The organism is Nocardia sp. NPDC058058, from assembly GCF_042885355.1.
Lineage (GTDB): Bacteria > Actinomycetota > Actinomycetes > Mycobacteriales > Mycobacteriaceae > Nocardia.
The window spans coordinates 980,094-1,002,255 of sequence record NZ_JBHVSA010000001.1 but is presented as its reverse complement, the minus strand read 5'-3'; the positions used below and the strand labels follow the sequence as shown (position 1 = coordinate 1,002,255).

At 67.2% G+C, this 22,162-nt stretch carries 24 protein-coding genes; 8 read left to right on the top strand and 16 right to left on the bottom strand.

Features of this window, described 5'->3' with window-relative positions; translation table 11 throughout:
* Positions 1–114 precede the first annotated feature (114 nt).
* Positions 115–534 carry an NUDIX domain-containing protein gene (locus ACFVUS_RS04535; protein ID WP_387761757.1) on the bottom strand — a complete coding sequence of 140 codons (420 nt, stop codon included), beginning with the start codon at positions 532–534 and terminating at the stop codon, positions 115–117.
* A 14-nt stretch (positions 535–548) separates the two neighbouring features.
* On the bottom strand, positions 549–1,106 hold the full coding sequence (locus ACFVUS_RS04530) for a TetR/AcrR family transcriptional regulator (protein ID WP_387761756.1): 558 nt from the start codon (positions 1,104–1,106) through the stop codon (positions 549–551).
* Between the two features lie 39 nt (positions 1,107–1,145).
* Here ACFVUS_RS04530 and ACFVUS_RS04525 point away from each other — a divergent pair, with 39 nt between their 5' ends.
* Positions 1,146–2,387: a KasA/KasB family beta-ketoacyl-ACP synthase gene (locus ACFVUS_RS04525; RefSeq protein ID WP_387761755.1), complete on the top strand. Its 1,242-nt coding sequence runs from the start codon at positions 1,146–1,148 to the stop codon at positions 2,385–2,387.
* A gap of 9 nt (positions 2,388–2,396) precedes the next feature.
* Here the strand turns inward: ACFVUS_RS04525 and ACFVUS_RS04520 are convergent, their stop codons facing one another.
* The gene (locus ACFVUS_RS04520) at positions 2,397–3,083 is read right to left on the bottom strand and encodes a phosphatase PAP2 family protein (RefSeq protein WP_387761754.1); all 687 of its coding nucleotides are present in this window, start codon (positions 3,081–3,083) and stop codon (positions 2,397–2,399) included.
* Positions 3,084–3,199: 116 nt separating this feature from the next.
* Here ACFVUS_RS04520 and ACFVUS_RS04515 point away from each other — a divergent pair, with 116 nt between their 5' ends.
* Positions 3,200–3,886: a response regulator transcription factor gene (locus tag ACFVUS_RS04515; RefSeq protein WP_387761753.1), complete on the top strand. Its 687-nt coding sequence runs from the start codon at positions 3,200–3,202 to the stop codon at positions 3,884–3,886.
* Position 3,887: 1 nt separating this feature from the next.
* Here ACFVUS_RS04515 and ACFVUS_RS04510 read toward each other — a convergent pair whose 3' ends face one another.
* The gene (locus tag ACFVUS_RS04510; RefSeq protein ID WP_387761752.1) at positions 3,888–4,301 is read right to left on the bottom strand and encodes a hypothetical protein; all 414 of its coding nucleotides are present in this window, start codon (positions 4,299–4,301) and stop codon (positions 3,888–3,890) included.
* The gene (locus ACFVUS_RS04505; protein WP_387761751.1) at positions 4,298–4,579 is read right to left on the bottom strand and encodes a hypothetical protein; all 282 of its coding nucleotides are present in this window, start codon (positions 4,577–4,579) and stop codon (positions 4,298–4,300) included. Before ACFVUS_RS04505 ends, ACFVUS_RS04510 begins: the two co-directional genes overlap by 4 nt.
* Positions 4,580–4,789: 210 nt before the next feature.
* On the opposite strand from ACFVUS_RS04505, the gene mtnA reads away from it, so the two are divergent.
* From mtnA to mtnC, 3 genes are read left to right on the top strand one after another with little or no spacing between them, the layout of a single operon-like run.
* Positions 4,790–6,409, top strand: a complete 1,620-nt coding sequence (gene mtnA / locus ACFVUS_RS04500; protein WP_387761750.1) for an S-methyl-5-thioribose-1-phosphate isomerase — start codon at positions 4,790–4,792, stop codon at positions 6,407–6,409.
* A gap of 19 nt (positions 6,410–6,428) precedes the next feature.
* Positions 6,429–7,004, top strand: a complete 576-nt coding sequence (locus ACFVUS_RS04495) for an acireductone dioxygenase (protein WP_375967230.1) — start codon at positions 6,429–6,431, stop codon at positions 7,002–7,004.
* Positions 7,001–7,684: an acireductone synthase gene (gene mtnC, locus ACFVUS_RS04490; RefSeq protein WP_387761749.1), complete on the top strand. Its 684-nt coding sequence runs from the start codon at positions 7,001–7,003 to the stop codon at positions 7,682–7,684. The genes ACFVUS_RS04495 and mtnC overlap by 4 nt, the downstream gene beginning before the upstream one ends.
* A 130-nt stretch (positions 7,685–7,814) precedes the next feature.
* On the opposite strand, the gene ACFVUS_RS04485 is transcribed toward mtnC, so the two are convergent.
* From ACFVUS_RS04485 to ACFVUS_RS04475, 3 genes are all read right to left on the bottom strand, one after another.
* Positions 7,815–9,491: a methyltransferase gene (locus ACFVUS_RS04485; protein WP_387761748.1), complete on the bottom strand. Its 1,677-nt coding sequence runs from the start codon at positions 9,489–9,491 to the stop codon at positions 7,815–7,817.
* A gap of 14 nt (positions 9,492–9,505) precedes the next feature.
* Positions 9,506–10,690 (bottom strand): 4-hydroxybenzoate 3-monooxygenase, encoded by a 1,185-nt coding sequence (locus tag ACFVUS_RS04480; protein ID WP_387761747.1) that lies wholly within the window; start codon positions 10,688–10,690, stop codon positions 9,506–9,508.
* Between the two features lie 145 nt (positions 10,691–10,835).
* The gene (locus ACFVUS_RS04475) at positions 10,836–11,852 is read right to left on the bottom strand and encodes a helix-turn-helix transcriptional regulator (protein ID WP_387761746.1); all 1,017 of its coding nucleotides are present in this window, start codon (positions 11,850–11,852) and stop codon (positions 10,836–10,838) included.
* A 63-nt stretch (positions 11,853–11,915) separates the two neighbouring features.
* Between ACFVUS_RS04475 and ACFVUS_RS04470 the strand changes: the two genes are divergently transcribed.
* Complete coding sequence (locus ACFVUS_RS04470; RefSeq protein ID WP_387761745.1) at positions 11,916–12,503, top strand: DinB family protein; 588 nt, start codon at positions 11,916–11,918, stop codon at positions 12,501–12,503.
* 17 nt (positions 12,504–12,520) lie between these two features.
* Here ACFVUS_RS04470 and ACFVUS_RS04465 read toward each other — a convergent pair whose 3' ends face one another.
* Positions 12,521–12,919, bottom strand: a complete 399-nt coding sequence (locus ACFVUS_RS04465; protein WP_387761744.1) for a nuclear transport factor 2 family protein — start codon at positions 12,917–12,919, stop codon at positions 12,521–12,523.
* Between the two features lie 93 nt (positions 12,920–13,012).
* Here ACFVUS_RS04465 and ACFVUS_RS04460 point away from each other — a divergent pair, with 93 nt between their 5' ends.
* Positions 13,013–13,579, top strand: a complete 567-nt coding sequence (locus tag ACFVUS_RS04460; protein ID WP_387761743.1) for a TetR/AcrR family transcriptional regulator — start codon at positions 13,013–13,015, stop codon at positions 13,577–13,579.
* Between the two features lie 24 nt (positions 13,580–13,603).
* Complete coding sequence (locus ACFVUS_RS04455; protein ID WP_387761742.1) at positions 13,604–14,359, top strand: phosphotransferase; 756 nt, start codon at positions 13,604–13,606, stop codon at positions 14,357–14,359.
* A gap of 69 nt (positions 14,360–14,428) precedes the next feature.
* Here ACFVUS_RS04455 and ACFVUS_RS04450 read toward each other — a convergent pair whose 3' ends face one another.
* The 7 genes from ACFVUS_RS04450 to ACFVUS_RS04420 form a co-directional block, all read right to left on the bottom strand.
* Complete coding sequence (locus tag ACFVUS_RS04450) at positions 14,429–15,022, bottom strand: ATP/GTP-binding protein (protein ID WP_364634361.1); 594 nt, start codon at positions 15,020–15,022, stop codon at positions 14,429–14,431.
* Positions 15,003–15,377 carry a DUF742 domain-containing protein gene (locus ACFVUS_RS04445; protein WP_364634358.1) on the bottom strand — a complete coding sequence of 125 codons (375 nt, stop codon included), beginning with the start codon at positions 15,375–15,377 and terminating at the stop codon, positions 15,003–15,005. The genes ACFVUS_RS04450 and ACFVUS_RS04445 overlap by 20 nt, the downstream gene beginning before the upstream one ends.
* Positions 15,377–15,802 carry a roadblock/LC7 domain-containing protein gene (locus ACFVUS_RS04440; RefSeq protein WP_067563521.1) on the bottom strand — a complete coding sequence of 142 codons (426 nt, stop codon included), beginning with the start codon at positions 15,800–15,802 and terminating at the stop codon, positions 15,377–15,379. The genes ACFVUS_RS04445 and ACFVUS_RS04440 overlap by 1 nt, the downstream gene beginning before the upstream one ends.
* The gene (locus tag ACFVUS_RS04435) at positions 15,780–18,362 is read right to left on the bottom strand and encodes a nitrate- and nitrite sensing domain-containing protein (protein ID WP_387761741.1); all 2,583 of its coding nucleotides are present in this window, start codon (positions 18,360–18,362) and stop codon (positions 15,780–15,782) included. The genes ACFVUS_RS04440 and ACFVUS_RS04435 overlap by 23 nt, the downstream gene beginning before the upstream one ends.
* Positions 18,363–18,463: 101 nt before the next feature.
* Positions 18,464–19,036: an ATP/GTP-binding protein gene (locus tag ACFVUS_RS04430; protein ID WP_387761740.1), complete on the bottom strand. Its 573-nt coding sequence runs from the start codon at positions 19,034–19,036 to the stop codon at positions 18,464–18,466.
* Positions 19,037–19,044: 8 nt separating this feature from the next.
* Positions 19,045–19,452, bottom strand: coding sequence for a roadblock/LC7 domain-containing protein (locus ACFVUS_RS04425; protein WP_364634349.1), 408 nt, complete (start codon positions 19,450–19,452; stop codon positions 19,045–19,047).
* The gene (locus tag ACFVUS_RS04420) at positions 19,430–21,871 is read right to left on the bottom strand and encodes a nitrate- and nitrite sensing domain-containing protein (RefSeq protein WP_387761739.1); all 2,442 of its coding nucleotides are present in this window, start codon (positions 21,869–21,871) and stop codon (positions 19,430–19,432) included. The genes ACFVUS_RS04425 and ACFVUS_RS04420 overlap by 23 nt, the downstream gene beginning before the upstream one ends.
* Positions 21,872–22,162 lie beyond the last annotated feature (291 nt).

Here is a 22,162-nt window from a genome sequence, read left to right as displayed (position 1 = left end):
GGGGGCTCCTCTAACTTCCCGGCACTGGAATGTTCTGCCCATCACACTAGAACATGTTCTACATTCAGACCAGTCTCCGGACGACCGCCCACTGCCACATGTCAAGAACATGTTCTAGTTAGTGGAATCGGGATGTGCGGCGAGCAGGCCATCGGCCAGCAGATCGTCGAATAACAACTGGTCGACCGGCGGAACATGCGGGCGATCGGCGTAGGTGAACCAGGCCGTCTCCTCTATCTCGCTACTGACGGCGAGGGTACCGGTGTAGTCGGCGGTATAACAGGCCATTCGCACGACGGCATCGGGAATCTCGGCCTCGTAAGTACCAACGTGCACAACGGATTCCGGCAGCAGGGCCACCGTGAGCTCTTCCTCGATCTCGCGCAGCAGGGTCTGCTCGTCGGTCTCCGCGCCCTCCCGCTTGCCGCCCGGGATATAGAAGACGTCCTTACCCGTGGGGCGAGCGCAGAGAATCCGCCCGTTCTCGATCCGCACCCACGCCACCGTGTCGATCAGTCGCCGCTCCGTCCGCATCCCCGCAGCCTAGGTCAGATGGCCTGATTCACCAGGAGGTCCACCGAGCGGGTGATGCGATCGGTGTCGCCGGTGATCCACCAGTCGGTGATCACCCCGCGCATACCGGAGATGAGCAGGGTCGCGGCGGCTTCGGGATCCGCGATGGTGGGATCGATGCGGGTGAGTGTGTCTGTCATGGCGGATACCAGGACTCGCACGGCATCGGTGGCGTACGCGGTGAAGGGGCTGCCGGGCACGGTTGCCGCGCCGAGGACCTGGAGCAGGACTCGGATGCTGACAGCGGCCTGTCCCGTCGTATTGACCGTAAAAGACTTCCCCAGACGGGATTTCAGGACGTCCGGATCGTCGATGCCCGCGAAGAGCGCCGGAATATCCGGGCGCTGGGTTTCCAGTGCGGCGATCAACATCTGCTCTTTGGTGCCGAAGTAGTGGATGAGCATCCGCGAGCTGGTGCCCAGGTATTCCGCGAGGGGCCGCAGCGAGAGTTCGGCCAGGCCGCGCTCGGCGATATAGGCGATGACGCCGGCCAGCAGTTCGGCGCGGCGGGCGTGGTCGAGGGGTCGCGGCACGGGTTGACTGTAGCGGACGGTACAGGTATCCATGTCGGCATGGGTGTAGCAAGTGGTACAGAAACTCGGAATGTCGTGGTTACCGCAATGGCGGCCACCACCTGCCTCGGACCGGATCTGGATACGACCTGGCGGCGACTGCTGGCGGGCGAGAGCGGAATCACCACGCTCACAGATGATTTCGTGACCGAGAATCAGCTGCCGGTGCGGATCGGCGGGCGATTGACCAATCAGCCGGGCGAACACCTGACCCGGATCGAACAGCGGCGGATGTCGTTCGTGCAGCAGCTCGCGCTGGTACTGGCGCGGCAGGTCTGGCAGGAGGCCGGAACGCCCGAGGTCGAGGCCGAACGGCTCGCGGTAGCGGTCGGAACCGGGCTGGGCGGAGGTGAATCGCTGGTCTACGCGGTCGACGCCATGCGCGCCGGGGGATATCGCAAGGTACCGCCCATGACGGTGCCCATGGTGATGCCGAACGGTTCGGCCGCCACCGTCGGATTGGAGATCGGCGCGAAAGGTGGTGTGTACGCACCGGTTTCGGCGTGCGCGTCCGGGGCCGAGGCAATCGCTCACGGCTGGCGGCTGATTGCGACGGGCGAGGCCGATGTGGTGGTCGCCGGTGGCGTGGAAGGACATATCGACGCGGTGCCGATCGCCAGTTTCGCCATGATGCGGGCCATGAGCACCCGCAATGACGAACCGGCGCGCGCCTCACGGCCTTTCGACCGGTCTCGCGACGGGTTCGTCTTCGGCGAAGGCGGGGCGCTGCTGGTGCTGGAGTCCGAGGCGCACGCGCGAGCCAGGGGCGCACGGATACTCGGACGGGTGCTCGGGGCGGGCATCACCTCGGACGGCTATCACATCACCGGTACCGCGCCGGACGGTGACGGGGCCGCGCGGGCCATGCGCAAGGCGATCAGCACCGCGGGACTGGCCGCCGCCGATATCCGGCATGTCAACGCACACGCCACCTCGACCCCGATCGGTGACGCGTCCGAGGCCAATGCCATCACCGCGGTCACCCCGGATGCTTCGGTGTACGCGCCGAAGTCGGCGCTCGGGCATTCCATCGGGGCGGTCGGCGCGCTGGAGGCGATCCTCACGCTGCGCACGCTGGAAGAGCGGATCGTCCCGCCCACACTGAATTTCGAGCAGGGCGATCCGGACACCTCGCTCGATATCGTCGCCGGTGCGCCGCGTGCGCAGAGCGTCGATTACGCACTCAGCAATTCGTTCGGATTCGGCGGGCACAATGTCACCCTGGCGCTGGGGCGCGCCTGACCGGCGAGTTCAGTCGCGGGTAGCCCGCGCCAGCACTGCCCGGCTGCGCTCGGCGAGCACGGGGCGATAGGTGAAGCACAGGCTCAGCCACAGGATGCCGAAGACCCACCCGGCCAGTACATCGGTCGGCCAGTGCACGCCGAGATACAGCCGGGACACGCCAACGCCGAGCACGAACAGCACGGTGAGGGTCACCAGCAGGTAGCGCCACAGCCCGTGCAGCAGCGGAACCAGCAGCGCGACAACCACACCCACCACGACGGTCGAACCCAGCGCGTGTCCCGACGGATAGGAGTGATTGGTCTCCACCACCAGCCGATCGACCAGCGGCGGCCGGGGCCGCCCGATCAGCAGTTTGCCGAAGAATACGATCGCACCCGAGCCCAGCGCGGTGAACGCCACGAAAACCGCGGTCTCCCAATGCCTTCGCCATGCCAGCAGCACACAGGTGACCACGCCGAGCATGGTCATCGTCGCGGTGTCGCCGACCGCGCTGATGCCCTTGGCGAACGCGGTCGCCGTGCCATTGCGATGCTCGACGAACCACCGCATCCAGCTCGCGTCCGGCCCGAGCGGATCCGGATGCGCGACCACCGCGATGGTGAGCACGAGCATGCCCAGGCCCAGCGCCGCGAGGATGCCGAGTACGGCGGGACGCGGCGGATTGGGGCGCGCCGATACGGCCGGAGACTCCATTTGCTTGTGGGTAGCTGCGGACGACATCCTTCGACCATGTCACGAACCCGCTGAGAGGATGTTGAGAACCCGGGCCGAATTCCGGCCGCCCGCGTCCGCTGGTGCATGCTTGGGCGGTGCGAGTGCTGGTGGTGGAGGACGAGGAGCGGCTGGCGCGGACCATCGCGCGTGGGCTCGAGCTCGAAGGTTTCGTGGTGCAGCTCGCGCATACCGGGACCGATGGATTGTGGTGGGCGGCCGAGGACACCTTCGATGTGATCGTGCTCGACATCATGTTGCCGGGATTGAGCGGATACGAGGTACTGCGACGCCTGCGACAGCGCGATGTGGCCACGCCGGTGCTGATGCTCACCGCCAAGGACGGTGACTACGAACAGGCCGATGCCCTCGATCTGGGCGCGGACGACTACCTGACCAAGCCGTTCTCCTTCGTGGTGCTGATCGCGCGATTGCGCGCCCTGCTGCGCAGGCGCGCGCCGCAGCAACCGGCGATCTTGACGGCGGGGGAGTTGACGCTCGATCCGGCGCGGCGGCTGGTGCGGCACGCCGGGGCGGACTTGACGCTCACCCCGCGGGAATTCGGATTACTCGAATTCCTGTTGCGACACAAGGGAATCGCGCTGACCAAGGCCGAGATCCTGCGCAATGTGTGGGATGCGCACTATGCGGGGCCGGAAAACGTGGTCGAGGTGTATATCGGCTATCTGCGCAAGAAGATCGACGCGCCGTTCGGGCGCAGCAGTATCGAGACATTGCGGGGCGTCGGTTATCGGCTGATCGATCCCGGCACCGGCGACGGGTAGCTCAGGGCAGGGTGTCTGTCTGAATGCGCGGGTCGAGTTTGCGGAGGGTTTCGGGGCGATCGGTGAGACAGGGCCAATCCCGGCTCACCGCTTCGATTGTCGCGTGACCGGCGGGGATGAGGGAATCGGCGTCGAAACGATCGGCCAGGGCAGCGCCGAGTTGATCACTGGCCGGGCGGTCCAACGGCTGGATGACCGTATTCGGCAGGTCCAGCAGGACGGTCAGAATGTCATGTCGCCCCGGCGGAATCAGCGCGCGGGCGGCGGCCAGCGCGGTGGCCGGTATGACGATGGTGTGCCCGGCGTCGGCGGTGGCCCACACCACCGATTGCACATAGGCGACCCGATGCGCCCACGCGGTCAGCGCGGCGGTATCGAAGACGACGCCGCCGAGGGTGGCGCCGGGGGAGGTCATGCCGCGCCGGCGTGGTCGCCGTCGACATCCTCCTCGGGTAATGGCGGCAGGCCCTGCACGGCGCGAGCGCGATTGATCAGATCCAGGGGTGGGCGGCCGCCGAAGACCTGCTCGATGCGGGCCAGGGATTCGGCACGGTCGACGCGGTTCTTCACGGACTCCGCCACGAAGGCCGAAATCGATTCGATACGACCCCGACTGCGCCAATCGTCCAGGGTCGCGGCGATCTCTTCCGGCACCGTCACGGTGATCTTTCGGGTGCGACGTTCTCTCGCCATACCGCAATGGTAGCGCGGTATGTGCGAAGAACACGAGAAGGTAACGGTGTGATCCCACCTGGCAGGACTCGGTGATCTCGGCGCTCGGCGCGCGGGTGATTCGGATTCCGGTGATCTGAAACCTGCCGGTCACGCGGCGATCCGTGTTCGATACGGTGGGCGTATGCCGGTCGCGGGTCGCGCCGGAGTCAGCGAGAGGACAGACGATAGATGGCTGAGAGCTCGATCGAGTGGGTCGACGGTGCCCTGGTCACCATCGATCAGCGCGCACTTCCGCAGGAGCTGCGGGAATTGCGGATCACCACGGTCGACGATCTCATCGACGCCATCAAATCGCTGGCGATTCGAGGCGCTCCGGCCATCGGCGTGTCGGGAGCGTTCGGCGTGGTGCTCGCGGCGCGGGCCGCGACCGTCGACGGCGTGGTGAATATCGAACTCGTCGAAGCGGAATCGGCTCGGGTCGCCGATGCTCGGCCGACGGCCGTGAATCTCGCGTGGGGTGTGAATCGCGCGCTGGCTCAGCTGCCGAATGGTGCGCAAGCCGTGCTGGATGAGGCACTGGAAATGCTGGCCGAGGACGGCCGGGTGAATCTGGCCGCCGCCACGCATGCCGCCGATCTGGTGCAGCGGCTGTGCGCGGATCGGCCGCTGCGGATTCTCACGCACTGCAATACCGGACGGCTCGCGACCACCGCGGTGGGCACCGCCATCGGCGCGTTGAACGTGCTGCATCAGCGCGGTGCGCTCGCGGAAGTGATTGTGGACGAGACGCGTCCGCTGTTGCAGGGTGCGCGGTTGACCGCGTGGGAGATGGCCGAGGCCGGGATTCCGCATCGGCTCACCATCGATTCCGCCGCCGCGTGGGCGATGGCGACCGAGGGTGTGGACGCGGTCATGGTCGGCGCGGACCGCATCACGGCGGACGGGTCGGTGGCGAACAAGATCGGCACCTACATGCTGGCCATCGCGGCCAAGCGGCACGGGATTCCGTTCATCGTGGTCGCGCCGGAATCCACCCGGGATGTGGCGACCGCGCGCGGCAGCGACATCGTGGTGGAGCAGCGGGCCTCGGGTGAGGTCACCGGATTCGGTGGTGTGACAACGGCTCCCGAGGGGACGCCGACGTTCAATCCCGCGTTCGATGTGACGCCGCCGGATCTGGTGACCGCCGTTGTCACCGAAAATGGCGTGCTCGGCAATCCCGCACTCGATGCCGGGCGGGAGATCGCGGGTATCGCGCGCGGGCTCTACGCCAACGGGTGGATGCCGGGGACGGCGGGCAATATCTCGGTGCGCCAGGGTGATACGGCCATCGTGACCGCGAGTGGGTTGTCCAAGGGTGAGCTGGATGAGACCGACACCGTGAGCGTGGCGGTCGCGGATTCCGCGCCGCTGTCCGCGACCGGGCGAAAGCCGTCCGCCGAGACCACGATTCACACCGCCGTCTATCGCACCACCGCGTCGGCCGCGGTCGTGCATGTGCATCCGCCGCACGCCACCGCACTGTCGATCGTTGCATCCGGTGCGGATGTGCAGCCCGTGCGTTTCAGCGGCTACGAGTTGATCAAGGGATTGGGCAGCCCCCGTCCCGATCTCATCGACATTCCGGTTTTCCCGAATCACGCCGATGTCCCGCAGATCGGCGCGGATATCGAGAAGTATTTGAACGAACATCCCGACGCTCCGCCGGTGTTGTTCATTGCCGGACATGGCATTACGGCATGGGGTGCGACGCTGGCGCAGGCCCGCGACCGCGCCGAATGCCTCGAGGCCATGTGCGAGCTGGTCACCTTGACCGGGCTCCGCAAGCTGCCGGTGCGCGAGAATTAGTTCCGAGGAAGGAATACCGATGACTCTGCTGCAGATCATGTCCGATCAGGACTCCGCCGATGTCAAGCTGCGCACCACCGATGACGCGGTGATCGCCGCCGAACTCGGTAAGCGCGGCATCACCTTCGAGCGCTGGTCACTGTTCGACGGTTTCGACGCCGCCACCTCGACCGAGGACCTGCTGGCCGAATACCAGTCGCGCATCGAGGAATTGAACGCGGACGGCCGCTTCAAGTTCATCGATGTGGCGCGCATTCACCCCGATGCGAACGATCCGGAATGGCCCGCCAAGGCCGTGGCCGCGCGCACCAAATTCCTGGACGAGCATCGGCACGCCGAGGACGAGGTGCGTTTCTTCGCCGCCGGACAGGGCTGCTTCTACCTGCATCTCGGCGATGAGGTGCTCGCGACCGTATGCACCGCGGGCGATCTGGTCTCGGTTCCGGCGGGCACGCTGCACTGGTTCGATATGGGCACCGAACCCGAATTCGTGGCCGTGCGGTTCTTCGAGGAGGAGGACGGCTGGATCGGCGATTTCACCGGCGACAAGATCTCCGGCGGCTTTCCGACCCTCGACGAATTGCTTCCGGCATGATCAATGTCATCGTCCTCGATATCGAGGGAACCACCAGCCCGACGAGTTCGGTCCGCGAGGAGCTGTACGGCTACACCCGTGACCGCCTGCCCGGCTGGCTCGCGGAAAATACCGGGGGAGCGGCGGATTCGATCATCGCCGACACCCGCGCACTCGCCGACCAACCGGACGCATCAATCGCCGACGTGGCCGCGATCCTGATCAACTGGCTCAACACGGACGTGAAAGCCGAACCGCTGAAAGCGGCCCAGGGCATCATCTGCGCCGAGGGTTTCCGCAACGGTTCCCTCTACGGCGAATTCTTCCCCGACGTCCCGCCCATGCTCCGCGCCTGGCGCGAATCCGGCCTAGAGCTCTACATCTACTCCTCGGGTTCGGTCCGCAACCAAAAGGATTGGTTCGCCTACGCCCGCCCCGGCGACCTCTCACCCCTGATCACCGGTCACTTCGACCTCACCACCGCGGGCCCCAAACGCGAAGCCTCCTCCTACGAGAAGATCGCGGGCGCAATCGGAGTCCCCGCCGACAGCATCCTGTTCCTCTCCGACCACCCGGACGAACTCGACGCCGCGGTTGCAGCGGGCTGGCAAGCCATCGGCGTATCCCGCCCCGGCGAACCGAACCCACCCCGCCCCCCGCACCGCTGGATCAACGACTTCGCCGACGTCGAACCCAACTAATCCCGACCCGGGACAGATGCCGGATCATTCCGGAGGCCGATAACGCCACGTGACATGAACATTCGGCCTGAAACGGCATGCGCCGGTGCCAACGGGGTTCCCGTTGGCACCGGCGCATCGTGGGGTTGTTCTAGGGCCGCTTGCGCACCTTCAGGAGCGCGAAACCCAGGGGGAGGTCATGGCGTTCGGTCACTTCGAGGTTGACCGATGCCGCCAGATCTCGGTAGTGGGTGGGGGTGCGTTCGCGGCCGCCTACGTTGCAGAGCATGTGGATGTCCCAGGCTGGGACGAGGGAGGGGGAATTGTCTTCGGGGAGGAGTCTTTCGATGATGTAGAGGTGGGAGGTGGGGGTCATGGCGGTGGCGCAGTTGTGCAGGATGGTGCGGCAGTCGGTGTCGTTCCAGTCGTGCAGGACTCTGGAGAGCAGGTAGATGTCGGCGGCGGGGGGCAAAGGGGTGGTGAAGAAGTCGCCGGGGACCAGGTGACAGCGGTCGAGGCAGTTTTCCCGGAGGAGGGTGGGGCGGGCGCGGTCGAGGGTGGTGGCGCGTTCGAAGAGGGTGCCGCGCAGGCGGGGGTTCGCGGACAGGACTCGGGCCAGGAGTTCGCCGTTGCCGCCGCCCACGTCGATGACCGTGTCAGCGGTGGAGGTGTCGATCAGGTGGCCGACGTGGCCGAAGATCGCGGCGCTGGCGGCCATGGCGCTGTCGAAGAGTTCGGCGCGGTCCGGATCGGCGGTGAAGTAGTCGAAATGGTGCTGACCGAAATGCTCGTCGAATGCCGTCCGCCCGGTGCGGATGGCGTAGTCGAGCGCGCCGAAGGATTCGTAGAACGCGCCACCGTACAGGCGCGCAAGGGAATTGAGGGAGTGGTCGTGGCCGTGGGCCAGTAGTGCGCCGGTATCGGTGAGGGCGTAGCCCGCGCCCGCGGGTTCCACCACCTCGAGGTCGAGGAGGTAGCGCATGAGCCGGGTCAGCGCGCCGCAATCGGTGCCGGTGCGGGTGGCCAACTCGGCGATCGGGACGCCGGGGGCGGCGGCGATGTGGTCCGCGATGCCGTGTTCGGCGGCGACCGCCAGCGCCTGGGTGGCCCACGCGCCGGTCAGCTGTCGCAGCAATCGCTGTGCCGGGCCCTCGGATTCGAGGGTGTGGGTGCTCAGCACCTGCGGTTGATGCCCGGCGACATGTAATTCCAGTCGCCGGTACGGCTGGGTGCGCGCACCGGTGCACGCGAAGTAGAGGATGGTGGTGTCCTCGTGCGGGTTGTAGCCGCCGCCATCGGCCCGCATCCGTCCGCGACCGGTGAACAGTGCGCGCAGACCGGTCAGGGTGATCTCGTCGATGGGGCCGGTGGCCATCGCCAGGTGGGATTCGGCCCCGGTGACGCGTTCGGCGGCCGCCACCTCGTCCGGCGCGTTCTCGAGTGCGAAAACCTCTATCTCGCAAGGTGATCCATCGAGAGCGGGCACCGCCGAACGATAGATGCGGACGGGCATCCGCTCGTCCGGTATGCCGTGCCGGATCGCCAGGCGGCGGCGCACCACGGTACTGGGACCGGCCGACACCACCGCGAGGTCGTGTTCGGCGAACAGCGCGTCGATCGCCTCCGGCTCCTCCGGGAAGATCAGCACGGCGGTGTGGGCGAACCGGCAGTGCGCGGCGATCGCGGCGTGTTCGGCCACGGTCAGATCGGGCAGCATGGCGGCGAGCACCCGGCCGGTGTCATGGCTTCTGACGAACTCGACTGCCTCCGTGATTCTTTCGCGGTCGGTGGTTTCGATACGAAGGGGTACTGCCAGCGAACGGGTCACGCGTCCTCCTGTATTCAGATGCCGACGTAGTTCTCCGCGAAGAAGTCCTGATGGGTGCGTGAGGTGGCGAGGCTGTGCAGGCGGGCCTGCTGCATATCGCGCTCGAACGCGTGATTCGGCCCGGCGGGCGGATGCAGCAGGTTGATCATCCAGTGCGAGAACTCGTGCGCCCGGCGGATGCGCGGCACGCATTCGGCCGAATAGCGTTGCAGCGCAGTGGTATCGCCGCCCCGCAGCGCTGCTATCAGCGCTCGCGCCAGGCTGCGTGCGCCCAGGATGGCGAGGTTGGCCCCCTTGGCGGCCGACGGGCTGATCGAGGACGCCGCGTCACCGGCCAGGAACAGCCGTCCCTGCTGGATCGGGTCCAGGATCTCCGAGCGCAGCCGCACCAGACCGCGTTCGAAGATGGGGCCCGCACGCAGCGAGCCGTACCGGCCCGCGTCCAATCGCGTGGCGAGCGAGTTCCAGATCCGCTGTTCACTCCAGTGCAGCGGATCGTCGTGCGGATCGCATTGCAGGTAGTAGCGGGTCACCTCGGGTCCGCGCGGCATCTGCCCGGCGAAACCGTCCCGGTGCACGCCGTAGACGACGGTATCCGTGGTCGGCGGGGCCTGGACCAGCAGTGCCAGCCAGGTGATGTCGTATTCGCAGGTCGAACTCGGCGCGGCGAAGGTCTTGCGGGCGAGGCCGCGCGCGCCGTCACAGCCCGCGACATAGCTTGCGCCGAGCGGGTTTTCGACGCCTTCCAGCGTGCGCGACAGTACCCACGGCCGATCCCCGTGCAGGTCGCCGAGCCGCAGCGCGGTGGTCTCGCAGCGCAGCTCACCACCGCGGCGCAGGTATTCGGCGACCAGATCGGTCACCAGATCCTGCTGCGGATACACCGTATGCACTTCGCGCCGTCCGAGGCCGCCGTAGGACAGCTCGAATCGTCCAGCGGCAGTGCGGAATTCACAGGAGTCGTGGGTGCGCCCGCGCGTCCGCAGCCCACCGTCGAGCCCGTACTCGCCGAGCACCGCGACACTTTCCGGCGCCAGGAATCCGGCGCGCGCCCGCTGTTCGATATGCGCGCGGCTGCCGCGCTCGAGGATCACCGAATCGATCCCCGCGCCCTGCAGAATATTGCCGAGTACCAGACCGGCCGGTCCGGCTCCGAGGATCAGGACCTCGGCGATGCGATCATCTCTGCCCACATGCACGGGATCGGAGATTAGAGCACCCGACGCCTCGCAACCCCACTGCGACCGCGTGTCGTGACGAAGCCGATTTCAAATGTCCTCACTCGCAACATATTTGCGGGTCAATTGGGACAGCAGACTGAAAATCCAACAGACAACATTGGTTTCAGCTATCTTCGGGCAATTCGGACATAGGCTCGGATGGCACATTGCCGCTCGCCGCCGAACCGAGCGCGATCGCGAGGGAACGGCGGCGAGCGATGAGCTCGGGCGGATACAGCACCTCGAAATCGTGACCGAGCAGTGCCACATGCATGAGGACGGCATCGAGATTGGCTGCACCGCTGCGGAGTTCGCAGGTATCGGCATCGCGGGCGTGCACAGATGCCGCCGAGGGCGGGACCTGAGCGCGAACGGTGTCGGCGGCGGCACGAATCAGAAATCCCGCTTGCTCGGGGTAGACCCGGGTCGTCACGCCGTCCTGGACGTATGGGGCCGGATCGGGGGCCGGACGCGGGTCGAAGTGCCAGGTCCGGGCGGCGACCGCCGTCATTCGGTCCACCCGGAAGGTGCGCCAATCCGCGCGATCGAGATCGTAGGCGAGCAGGTACCAGCGGCGGTCGGAGGCGACGAGACGGTACGGCTCGACCCGGCGGGTGCCGGTGGCGGTGGCGGTGGACGACGGGTAGTCGAATACGGCTTCGACGTGATCGCGGCATGCTCGCGCGAGCGTCATCAGCACATCGGGATCTATCGGGGTCCGCCCGCCGTCGAAGGAATCGATTGCGCCGGTAAGGGTTTGGACCTGTTGCCGCAGGCGGACGGGCAGCACCCGATCCAGTTTGGCGAGGGCGCGCAGCGCGGTGTCGGCCGACCCCGTGAGCGCTCCGCCCGCCCCGAGCAGCAGGGCGACGGCGGTGACGATCGCCTCCTCGTCATCGAGCAGCAGCGGCGGCAGGTCTTGACCGCGGCCCAGTTGGTAGCCGCCGCCGACACCCTGGCTCGCGTGCACCGGGTAGCCCAGCGCTCGTAGCCGGTCGATATCGCGGCGGACCGTGCGCGGGGTGACGGCGAGCCGGTCCGCCAACTCGGGACCGGTCCACACCTGACGCTGCTGCAGCAGGCCGAGCAGGGTCAGGACGCGCTCGGTGGTGCCGCGCTCACCCGAGGATCCCTCGTTCATACCGCCCATCGTGCCTAAGATAGCGGACCGGATCTGTCCGCTATCGGTGCGAGGGTGGCTGCCATGGATACCAATGAATTCGACTGGAATCAGACATTGCGGGAGCAATGGGAGTGGCATTGGGAGAATCAGATTCGTGCCCGGCTGACCGGGCTCACCGATGACGAGTACTTCTGGTCGCCGGTACCGCAGGCGTGGAGCGTGCGGCCGCGGGGAAGTTCCACCGCACCGGTGCAGGCGGGATCGGGCGACTTCACCATCGACTACGCGATCCCCACCCCGACGCCCGCGCCGTTCACCACCATTGCCTGGCGGCTCGGGCACGTGATCGTCGGTGTGCTCGCCGCACGCAACGCCGTACATTTCGGGGCACCCGCGGCCTCCTATGACGAGTGGGAGTACGCCGGGAGTGCGGCGGATGCGTTGAAGCAGTTGGAGACTCAGATCGATGTCTGGCTGGCGGGAGTGCGAGGTCTCAGCGAGGCAGAGCTGCGCACCCCGGTCGGCTCGAAGGAGCCCTTCCCCGAACTGCCGATGGCGGCGCTGGTGCTGCACATCAATCGTGAACTGATCCATCATCTTTCGGAGGTCTCGCTACTGCGCGATCTCTATGTCCACACCCATACGGCCGGGTCCGGCAGCACCGAATAGGCTGCGCCGGTTCGGCTTCAGGCGCGGCGGGCAATGGCTTTGCGGTAGCTGATCCGCCAGCCCTGCGGTTCCCGTCGCAGCGTGTCCTCGTAGATCGCGGTTCCGGCCCCTCCATCGGATGCGATGCCCAGCCCCTTGGAGCGGGCCGACACCGTATCGCCCGCCTGGCCGACCACGACGGTATTGGTGACGTGATGGCCCAGCGCCTGGTTCTCGTCACCGTGCACCCCGCGCACCAGATCCAGCATGGCGTCGAGTCCGCGCAGGGTGCCGAAGCCGTAGTCGGTGATGTCGAAAACGATGTCGGCGGTGAAAACCTCGCCCAGACGGTCCCATTCGCCGTCGTCGATCAGATGCCCGTGCAGGGCTATGACCTCGTGAATCGCTATGCGGTCAGCGGTGGTGATGCTCGACATGAGACTTCCTCGAACTAAGTGGAGGGGGTACCCCAGTTACAGTTCGGTACGATACGGTGGACCCACCCCACTTAGCAAGAAGGTATCGCGACCATGGGTGCGAAACCCGATTCCCCCGTGCGGCTGCGCGCCGACGCACAGCGCAATCGCGACCGCCTGCTCGCGGCCGCGAGCGAGGTCATCGGCGAGGCCGGAGCCGAGGCGTCACTCGAGGAGATCGCCCGTCGCGCCGGTGTCGGCTCCGCCACCCTGCACCGCCATTTCCCGAGTCGGGCAGCGCTTTTGGGTGAGGTGCTGCACACCCGCGTGCAGGCGCTCTGCGATCGCTCGGCGGACCTGCTCACCGCGCCCGACGCCGGTCAAGCCCTCGTCGTCTGGATTCGCGATGTGGTCACGCACGCCGCCACCGCCCGCGGCCTCGGCCCCGCCCTGACCGGATACCGGTCCGCCCCGGAGTTCGAGCCGCACACCATGATTCGGCAGGCGATCCGCCCCCTCCTCGAGCGCGCGCATCGCGAAGGCGTCGTCGACCGGACGGTCACCGTCGAGGATCTGCTGCAGCTGGCCAACGGCATCGCCCTGGCCACCGAATCCCTCCCCGAACCGACGCGGCGCGCGGACGCGTTGATCGCCCTGGTCGCGGGTGGGCTGCTGCGCTGACCCGGGCCCTGGCACAGTGGTGGGATGGAATTCGACGGCGGCTGGGATAGTCGAGCGGTCCTGGTCGACGGCTGGGTGGAACGACGACCGCGCAGACCGGAGGTGGGTGCGCAGCTGCGTCGCGAGGCGCGGCTGATGCCCTGGCTGGCACCGCAATTGCCGCTGCCGGTACCCGTCACCGGCGTGGTGAGCGATGAGCCGCTGATAGTGCGCCATCGACTCGTTCCCGGATCCGAACTGACCGAACCGGCGTCGCATCACGGCCGCGCGCTGGGGGAGTTCCTGCGCGCACTGCACGGCGTTTCGGCAACCGATGCGGTGCTGCACGGTCTACCGCCGCAGGCGCACACCAGAAGCGAGCGTGCGGCGGATATCCACCGCTTCCGAACCGAGGTCGTGCCGCTATTGCCCGCGGCGCACCGCGATTCGGCACGAACGCTGCTGGACGCGGCCGCCGAACTGCCCACCGACACGGTCGTGCACGGCGATCTCGGCCCCGAACACGTACTGGCCGACGAGGAAACCCTCAGCGGCATCATCGATTTCGGTGATGCCCAAGTGGGCGACGCCGCCATCGATCTGGCCTGGGCACTGTTCGGCACGCCCCCGGAATTCGCCGATGCCGTCGCGCGAACCTACGGCGTGACAGCGCGATTGCGTGCCCGCGCGCTGATCTGGCATCGGCTCGGCCCCTGGCACGAAGTCATCCACGGCTTGGATATCGACGATCCCGCCGTGATCGAGGACGGTCTGGCCGGAGTACTCGCCCGGCTGTGCTGACCGCGAGACGAGAACAGCGCCCGTCCCTGAACTGGCAAGGGCGGACGCTGTTCTCGCGACGAGGGTTGTTCAGGTGGCCACGGGGGCGGCCGCGGCGCGGGTGATGAGGTACTCCACCAGCGTCATCAGCACGTTCTTGGCGGAGGCGCGGTCGCGGGCGTCGCAGAGCAGGACGGGGATCTGCTCGTCGAGGTCCAGCGCGTCGCGGACTTCCACCGGGGTGTACAGGGGCGCGTTCTCGAAGCAGTTCACCGCGACCGTGAACGCCACACCGCGGCGTTCGAAGAAATCGATTGCGGCGAAGGAGCTTTCGAGGCGGCGGGTGTCGGCCAGCACCACCGCGCCGAGCGCGCCACGCGCCAATTCGTCCCACAGGAACCAGAATCGGTCCTGTCCGGGGGTGCCGAACAGGTACAGCACCAGGTTTCGGTCGATGGTGATGCGGCCGAAGTCCAGCGCCACCGTGGTGGTGGTCTTGCCCTCCACGCCGCGCAGGTCGTCGACCCCGGCGGAGAGTTCGGTGATGAGTTCTTCGGTTCTCAGCGGCGTGATTTCGCTGAGCGCCCCCACCATAGTCGTCTTGCCCACGCCGAAACCGCCCGCGATGAGGATCTTCACCGACGCGGCCATGGGCTGGGATTGGTCAAAGTTTTCGGATGCCATCGAGTACAGCTCGCAAAATGTTGAGGTCACCGGGCGCCGCGTCCGGAGAGACGGGCGCACGGAACTTGAGGATGCCGTCGGAGATGAGATCGCCGACGAGGATCTTGGTCACTGCAAGAGGCAATCGCAGGGCCGCCGATACTTCGGCGACGGACAGCGGAAGCCTGCACAAGCGCACGATGTCGCCGTATTCCGGTTCCACCCGGCGCAGCGGTGGGGCCGCGTTCGGCACCACCACTACCGTGAGCATGTCCAAATCATGCCCAGCGCCCATGGTTCGACCGCCGGTCCTGGCGTATGGGCGCACCAATGGACCTGCCGCATCATCGAACCAGTGATCCCCCGGCCGCGCCATCATGACAGCCTGGGGTTAACCTGTCCGGCCAGATGATGGCGCGGCGTGGTGGACAGATAGGTACCGACGCGCTGCACGGTCAGGTTCATCTCATAGGCGACCATGCCGAGATTGGCCTGCTCATTGGCCTGTAGCGCGAGGCAGGCGTGGCTGCCCGCCGCGGTGACGAACAGTACGGCGCGATCCAGCTCGATGACCGCCTGGCGCACGCCGCCGCCGTCGAATCGGCTGCCCGCGCTGCGTGCGAGTCCGTAGAGGGTGGAGGACATGGCCCCGAAGTGCTCGGCGTCCTCCCTGCTCATCGCGGAGGAGCGCCCGAGCAGCAGGCCGTCGGTGGAATGCACCACCGCGTGCCGGACGCCCGCGAGCCGATCCACCAGATCATCGAGTAGCCAGTTGAGATCACCAGCGTTTGAGGTGGTCACCGTCGCCTTCCTGTCGGTCCTGGAATTGCTTGGACACAGGCTCGGCCGCGCCGGGATCGGCCCGGCGGCCCTGCCTGGTTCCGTTTTCGATGGCGGAGAAAAGGTCTCGGGCCTGCTCGGCCGTGCGGGTGGGCTGATCGGGCGCTTCGGTAGCCGCCGTCTCCTGCGCCAATTCCGGTGCGAGACTTGCCTGCCGGCGCCTTCGCGGGAGCTCGGGCCGGACGTCCGAGCCAGTGTACTGGGATCGGTCGAAATCGCGAGAGCGGAAATCGTTTTCCGGCTGCGGCTGCGGGGCGGGCCGGGAAAACGATTGCGGGCGACCCGAGTTCGGCTCGGTCGGCGGCTCGAACGGCCGCGGGGTATCGAAGGACATCTGACGCTCCGGTGCGCGGGGTTCAGGGCGGGCCGGAAGGGCTTGGTTGGAGAAGGACGGCAGGCTGGAAGGCGGATCGAGCTGCCGGGGCGCATCGAACGCCGGTGGGGTGTCGATCTGTTTGGGCGCCTTGGACGCCTCGAACTGCTGCTGCGCCTCGAGCTGTTTGGCGGTCTCGGCGGCCAGCGCCGCGTGGAACTGCCCGGTATCGAATGCCGCTGGTACGGCCGGGATCTCACCGGTCCGGCGGCCGCCGTCGACGGTGAGCGCGGACGGCACCAGCACGATGGCGCGCACGCCGCCGTAATCGGATTCGGCCAGCCGCACCGAGATGCCGTTGCGGACCGCCAGCTGCGCCACCACGAACATGCCGAGGCGGGAATCCTCCGAAAGCGTGTTGACGCCGAAATCCGGTGGGTTGCGCAGCATGTCGTTGATGCGGGCAAGCTCGGCCTCCTGCATGCCCATGCCCTGATCGACGATCTCGATGGCGATGCCCTTGCCGACCACATTGCCGCGTACCTCGACCTGCGACTGCGGCGGGGAGAAGTGCGCGGCGTTGTCGACGAGTTCGGCGAGCAGGTGCACGAGGTCGGCCACGGCGCTGCCGGCGACCGCGACCTCGGGCAGTCGAGTGATCTTGACGCGGGTGTAGTCCAGCGCCTCGCCGACGCCGCTTCGCACGACCTCGATGAGCTGCACCGGATTTCGCCACTGCCGCCCGGGCTGACCGCCCGCGAGAATGATCAGGTTCTCGGCGTTGCGGCGTTCGCGGGTGGCGAGGTGGTCCAGGCGGAAGAAGATCTCCAGCAGCGCCGGATCCTCCTGCTTGGCCTCGGCCTCGTCGAGCACCTCGAGCTGGCGGTGCACCACGACCTGGCTGCGGTGCGCGATATTGAGGAACACGGCCTTCACACCCTCGCGGGTGCGCGCCTCGGTGACCGCGGCGGCGACGGCGGCGCTGTGCGCGTGACCGAAAGCCTTTGCCACCTGGCCGATCTCATCGGAGCCGAAGTCCATTTCCGTTGTCTCGGTGGAGACTTCGACGGTCTTGCCGTCGCGCAGCTGCGACATGATCTCGGGTAGTCGCTCATCGGCGAGCAGGAAGGTCTGATTGCGAAGTCGCTTGAGCCGCCCGATGATTCGGTTCGCGAGCAGCAGCGCCACCAGGAACGCGGACAGCGATACCAGCAGCATCGCGCCACCGGCGATGGCCGAGTTGCGGGCATTCTTGTCGGCGGCCTCACCGGCCTTGCCGAGGGCGTACCGGCTCTGCGCGTCCCACATGTCCAGCAGCGCCTTGTTGACCGCGGCGACGGTATCGCGCCATTCCTGCGGGGTGAAGGTCAACGGGGCGATCGCCGGTGTGGCACCGGCTTTGACGGGCGCGGCGGTCATGGGATCGAGTGCGCGGGACAGCAGCACATTCTCCATCATGATCAGCTTCTGCCAGTTCGGGTCATTGACCACGGCCTGGAAGGCGGGCTTGCCCTTGCTGCCGTCCGCTCCCGAGAGCACGCCGATATTGACGCGGTACGCGCCGAGCACGCGCGAGAATTCGATCGCCAGATCCGGTGCGAGGGTGCCGTCCCGCAGCAGTACCTCGGCCAATGAGTTTGCCCGCGAGAGCATTTCGGACGCGGAGACGATCTCCAGGGTCACGCCGGTCTCGATCGCGACTTCCGGATTGGGCGCGGTGGTCTCCACGGCGCGGGTGCCGACGGAGATGAGGTCGAGCAGATGCCCGTAGAAGTTGTAGGCGTCGGTCAACGGCAGTGCGTTGCCGTCGATCTGGGTGCGCACGGCCGCGAGCGAGCGGGTCAGGGTGAGGAAGCCGCCGACATCGCCGGTGACCTCCTGCGGGCCGAGCGCCTCCATATCCTTGGTGGTGCCCGACATTCCGCGCAGCGCGTTGTCGAGGCGAGTCCTGGCCTGGGTCAGCGCCTTCGGATTGGGTTCGTCACCGGCCAGCTGGGCCATGGTGAGCTGGCGTTCCAGCTGCACCGAGCTGACCAGCTCCTTGGAAAGCGGAGTGGCGGCGGTGAGTGCGTCCGCCCACTCTCGCGCGTTCTTGCCTTCCACCACCAAGTATCCCGCGCCACCCACACCGATAACGAGCAGCGCGAGGCTCGGAACCAATGCGATGGCGAGAACACGGGTCCGGACCCCGAGTCTCGCTCTGAACATCTGCGCAACGTAACGGGATGAACGTCACATTCGTCAAGCTGATCTCATTGAGCGGGAACAGGATTGACACAGGTTCTCATGCATGCACCGGTATGAAACCCTCACGCCAGGGCGCGGGTGATGAGATATTCGGCGAGGGTGGTCAGCACCTGTTTGCAGGAGCTGCGGTCGCGGGCGTCGCAGAGCAGGATCGGCACGTGTTCGTCCAGGTCCAAGGCATCGCGAATCTCCTCGGGCGCATATACCGGCGCACCCTCGAAACAGTTGACGCCGATGGTGAATCCGATGCCGCGACGCTCGAAGAAGTCGATCGCGGCGAACGAATTCTCCAGTCTGCGGGTGTCGACCAGGATCACCGCGCCCAGCGCCCCGCGCGCCAATTCGTCCCACAGGAACCAGAATCGGTCCTGGCCGGGGGTGCCGAACAGGTACAGCACCAGTCCGGCGTCGATGGTGATGCGGCCGAAATCCAGGCCCACCGTGGTGGTGGTCTTACCCTCCACACCGGTGAGATCGTCTATGCCCGCGGAGCGTTCGGTGATGATCTCCTCGGTGCGCAGCGGGGTGATCTCGCTGATCGATCCGACCATGGTGGTCTTGCCGACGCCGAAACCGCCCGCGATCAGGATCTTCACCGACTGCGCGAGCGGGGTGTCCGTCTCGAACCCGGTCATGCGGGGGCTCAGCCGAATTCGCCGGAACGCCGGGCGGCGGTCGACAGGAACGAACCCACCCGCTGCACGGTCAGGTTCATCTCATAGGCCACCATGCCCAGATTCGCGTCCGCGCCCGCCTGCAGCGCGAGGCACGCGTTCGCGCCCGCGGCGGTCACGAATAAGACCGCGCGATCGAGTTCGATCACCGCCTGGCGCACGCCGCCGCCGTCGAAACGGTGTCCGGCACTGCGGGAGAGCCCGTACAGCGTGGAGGACATGGCGGAGAAATGTTCGGCATCCTCGCGCAGCATGCGGGTGGAGCGGCCGAGCAGCAGACCGTCGGTCGAATGAACAACGGCGTGACGCACACCGGCGAGTTTGTCGACGAGATCGTCGAGCAGCCAGTCGAGGTCACCGGCGGGAGAAGTACTCACCGTCGCCTTCCTGTCGATTGTTGTCGGATGGGGGGAGGATGCCCGGATCGGAGCGACGACCCTGCCGGGTGCCGTTCTCGATGGCGGACATGAGGTCTCGGGCCTGTTCGGGACTGCGCTCGGGCAGCGCGGGCGGCGCGCCCGCACCGGGGCCGATGGCGTCCCATCCGGTGCCGGATGTCTCCGGCACGGGATCGTGCGCCAATTCCGGTGCGAGGCTTTCCTGTCGGCGGCGCTTGGGCAGCGACGGGCGGGCGTCGTCGGGGCGGCGGGAGACGGGATGCGCGGCGTGACGGCCGGTGTCGCCCGGTCGCACCCCATTCGCACCTCGGGGTCCGTGGCTCGTATCGCGACCGATGGCGCTGTGCTGATCCGGTCGCGATCGGCCGCCGTCGCGCCCCGGGGCAGCGTCCAGCACCGGGAGTTCGCCGGTGTCCGGGCGGAATTCGGCGCGGCGTGGGATCGGGAGCTGGCCCGAGCTGTATTCCGGGGAGGGGGTCTCACCGGCGATGAGGGCGGCCGGGATGAGCACGATGGCGCGCAGACCGCCGTAGTCGGATTCGGAGAGGCGAACCGAAATGCCGTGGCGGGCAGCGAGTTGCGAGACCACGAACAGGCCCAGGCGGGAGTCGCCGGAGAAGGTGGTGAGGCCGATGTCCGCGGCGGTGGCGAGCAGGGCGTTGATGCGCTCGAGCTCTTCCTCGGTGACGCCGACGCCCTGGTCGATGATCTCCAGGGCGACACCGCGGCCGACCGCGTTGCCGGAGATCTGCACGTGCGACTGCGGCGGCGAGAAATGCGCGGCATTGTCGATGAGTTCGGCCAGCAGGTGGATGAGGTCGCCCACCGCGACGCCGACCAGGAAGGTGTTGGGCAGCTTGGCGGTTCGGACCCGTTTGTAGTCGACGGTCTCGCCGACCGCGCTGCGCACCAGCTCCATCAGCGGCACCGGATTGCGCCATTGGCGACCCGGGCGGCCACCGGCCAGGATGACCAGGTTCTCGGCATTGCGGCGCTCACGCGTGGCCAGATGGTCGAGCAGGAAGAAGGTTTCCAGCAGTACCGGATCCTCCTGTTTGGATTCGGCCTCGTCCAGTAGCTCCAGCTGACGGTGCACCACGATCTGGCTGCGGTGCGCGATATTGAGGAAGACCGCCTTGACGCCCTCGCGGGTGCGCGATTCGGTGACCGCGGCCGAGATGGCGGCGGTGTGCGCGTGGCTGAAAGCGTCTGCCACCTGGCCGATTTCATCGCCGCCGAATTTCAGTGCGGGGGAGGCGGTATCGATATCGACCTGTTCGCCGTCCGCGAGCCGCCGCATGGTCTCGGGTAGTTGTTCGTCCGCGAGGGCGATGGTCTCGTCGCGAAGTCGCCGCAGCCGCCCGATGATTCGATTGGCCAGCGCCAGCGCCACCAGGATCGCGCCGAGCGCGGTGACCACCATGGCCGCACCGGTGAGCAGGGAATTGCGGGTGGTGTCGGCGGCGGCGTCACCGGCGAGCCGCTGCGCCTCGATATTCTGCGCCTGCCACAGATCGGCGAGCGCCTTGTTGACCTCGTCGGCGGCGCGTTCCCATTCGGCGATGGTCAGCGGCAGCGGGGCGGGTTTGAATGTCGCGCCCTCGGCGCGCGGCACCGCGCGCTGCGACAGCGAGACCTCCATGGCACCCAGTCGCTGCCAGGCCGCCCCGGAGACAAGGGCTTTCGCTGCGGTCGCCTGTCGCGGGTCGCCGTCGCCGATGAGCCGATCGACGCGATTGTGATAGAAGCCGAGCAGGCGCAGATACTCGTTGGCCAGGTCGGGGGTGAGCCCGCCGCCGCCGTCCAGCAGCGTCGCGCCCAGCGCGTTCGCGCGGCTCATGGCCTCGAGGCTCTGCAATACCTCACTGGCGGAGGCGAGTTCGATGGCGGTGGGCGCATCGGGTGCGGTCTGCTGGGCGATCCGCACCCCGGCCAGCACGAGCTGGGGCATGGAGCTGTAGAAGGCGTCCGCGTCACCGAGGGCGAGGGTGCCCGCGTCCAATCCGGCGCGAATCAGCGTGAGCCGCTTGCCCAGATCGGTGAGGGCGGAAGTGGTGTCGCCCATGGCCCGGGGCCCGATGCTGCTCAACCGCGATTGCGCGGGAGCGAGCTGGGTCAGCGCGATATCCAGGCGCTGGCGCGCGGCGGCCAGAGCGTGCAGATCGGTATCGGTTCCGGCGATGCGCCAGAACGTGATTCGGCGTTCGGATTCGAGCGCCTCGATGAGTTCGCGGGTGGGTGCGACGCCGTCGCGCATCTCATCGGCCCAATTCTGGGCGGTATTGGAGCGGTCCACGAGGTATCCGGTCGCGCCGACGCCGATCACCACCAGCGCCAGACTGGGCACGAGTGCGATGGCCAGAATCCGGGTCCGCACCCCGAGCCGCCTGGTGAGCATTGCCCGAGGGTAGCCATCCGGTGGCCGGAACACCCACGCGAGTCCTTTTGAGCGGGACGGGATTTGACTCGAAGACCGGCCGTCCGGTATGCGATCGCGGGCGCGGAGACGCCGGAACAATCGTTGAATCCGTTGTGCGAGAGTATTTCTCGCCCACGGTCCGGCCACTCCCGGATCACCACCTGCGCTATGCGTTCTGAGCCTGGTGACCAGAGAATAGCCCCGCATTCCCGCGCGTGTAGCCGGTTCGCGGGACCCGGAAATAGTGCCCGTGTCATGCACCCCGTGTCA